4 protein-coding genes are annotated in these 1,583 nt (G+C 38.3%); all 4 read right to left on the bottom strand.

What is annotated here, in order from left to right; all coding sequences use genetic code 11:
* Positions 1–270, bottom strand: a 270-nt coding sequence (locus J3U67_RS05030) for an RHS domain-containing protein (RefSeq protein ID WP_267404081.1), incomplete at its 3' end; no start/stop codon positions are given.
* Between the two features lie 215 nt (positions 271–485).
* A complete protein-coding gene (locus J3U67_RS05025) occupies positions 486–929 on the bottom strand; it encodes a hypothetical protein (RefSeq protein WP_267404079.1) in 444 nt (147 codons plus the stop codon).
* Positions 926–1,279: a hypothetical protein gene (locus J3U67_RS05020; RefSeq protein WP_267404077.1), complete on the bottom strand. Its 354-nt coding sequence runs from the start codon at positions 1,277–1,279 to the stop codon at positions 926–928. The genes J3U67_RS05025 and J3U67_RS05020 overlap by 4 nt, the downstream gene beginning before the upstream one ends.
* A 25-nt stretch (positions 1,280–1,304) precedes the next feature.
* The coding region (locus J3U67_RS05015; RefSeq protein WP_267404075.1) for an RHS repeat domain-containing protein at positions 1,305–1,583 on the bottom strand (279 nt) is incomplete at its 5' end.

Here is a 1,583-nt window from a genome sequence, read left to right as displayed (position 1 = left end):
TAAATACTGTCCCTGATACCTCAGGTTCTGTTGTATCTGGCTGTGTTCGATTTCCTGTATCGGTTTGCCCCACAGCTGATAACTGCATGCCCATACAATGTGACCGTCTTCATCAGTAAGTTCTTCCGGGGCACCGTTGACATCGGTGTGGTAGTACAGCACTTTCTGTTCCGTACCGGTGGTGGTTTCCACTCTGGCTAAGGGTTCATAGCCGCTTTCATCCGTGTAGATATAANTTTTGCTTCTGTCGGTACGGGTTTCCTGAATCATTCTCAGCCCGTCCCACAGGAAACGGGTACGGTTGCAGGCTTTGCCCGTCCGGTCTATCTGGTGTTTTTCGATACGTCGGCCTAAGGCATCGTAGATGTAAACGGAGCTTTTATTTGGTCAATTTTTTTTGATAAAGATTTTTTGCCAAATGGATGGCTACATTTGCTATCTAATTATGGCAATAACGCCTTAAGCGCTGTAAATTTTTAAAATTATTAGTCCTCTAGATCTTTTAACCATTTTTGATATCTTTCTGGATCCTTTGCAATCAATGTTTTTAATGTTTCAAACACTTCTTTTACCCCTGAAGGATCAGTTTTATATTTATTGAATACAAAAATAATTCCTTCTGCTATGTTATCAAGAATGTAAAACATTTGTTGAGTAAATGAATTAAATGTTTTATATGGTATAAAAATTGAGAAATGAACCACTTTGCTTTTTGACGATGTTGTAGGACCGTAGACTAAATTTTTGTTTTCTTGTGTAGCAGATATAGTAAATACTAATTCATAATCTGTTGTTTTAAATAATTTATCATAATGTGGTATAGTTTTTTTTAATTCATTGAGATTTATTCTCAATGGCTTTAAAACCGTATTAGTAATATCATAGTTAGCTTCTACTTCAGCGTATAATTGTAAAAAATCAATTTTCATTTACATAGTCCTTTCGGTTTATAACTCTTTTGATTGCCAACTGGAATTTTTCCTGTTTTTGTATAATGCTCATCAATTTTTAGTGTCTCCACTGCTTTTGCTGCTTTGGTTGTTGGAAAGCCTTTTTCTATAACATTGCCTCTCACATCTTTACCTGGATGTAATTTTCGAAGTTTTTCTATTTGTTGATGCAATCGAGTCGGTTGACCAGAACTTTTGGTTATTCTATTTAAATCAGCCTTGCCATATTTATAAAGCTCGCCGTCAATTCTTATTTCGTAAACCCCAAAATTTCCTGTTGCTCCATTAGTATTTAAATGAATCCATCCCCAAGGATCAATCCAAGTCAACCCATTAGGCGCATACTGATACAAATTAAATNCCACCCAGCAACCCAATCGGGTCCGGCTGCGTGAATCTGCCTATATCCGGGTCGTAGTACCTGAAAGTATTGTAATGTAAGCCCGTTTCTCTGTCTAAATACTGCCCCTGATACCTTAAGTTCTGTTGTATCTGGCTGTGTTCGATTTCCTGTATCGGTTTGCCCCACAGCTGATAGCTGCATTCCCACAAGATGTTACCAGCTTCATCCGTCAGTTCTTCCGGGGCACCGTTGACATCGGTGTGGTAGTACAGCACTTTCTGTTCCGTACC

This window comes from Snodgrassella sp. B3837, assembly GCF_026535955.1.
In the GTDB taxonomy this organism is placed as follows: domain Bacteria; phylum Pseudomonadota; class Gammaproteobacteria; order Burkholderiales; family Neisseriaceae; genus Snodgrassella; species Snodgrassella alvi_E.
Note: the sequence above shows the minus strand (reverse complement) of the source record. Positions and strands in the feature narration are given on the sequence as shown.